We start from the raw sequence: 257 nt of genomic DNA on the forward strand, positions 1-257 counted from the left end.
TGGGCCTGGGTCAGATCATTGTGGTGTACTTCGTGTACCATTGTGCATTACTCCTTTTCGTTGCGCTTGCGGGCGGCCAGGTATTCCACGGCAGAAAGCGCCGCCACGTTGCCTTCGCCCGCGGCTTTCACATACTGGTAAGGCAGGCCCACGGCATCGCCGCAGGCAAAACAGCCGGGCAGATTGGTCTGCATTTTAGCGTTTACCGCCACATGGCCGCCGGCCCCTTCCAGGCCCGGCACCAGCTGGGTGGGGGC

At 62.3% G+C, this 257-nt stretch carries 1 pseudogene; it reads right to left on the reverse strand.

The features are described 5' to 3' along the window. Positions 1 to 47 precede the first annotated feature (47 nt). A pseudogene (locus H6B10_RS16295) lies at positions 48 to 257 on the reverse strand (thioredoxin reductase); the annotation flags it as partial.

This window comes from Gemmiger formicilis (assembly GCF_016901605.1).
Classification (GTDB): Bacteria; Bacillota; Clostridia; order Oscillospirales; family Ruminococcaceae; genus Gemmiger; species Gemmiger formicilis_B.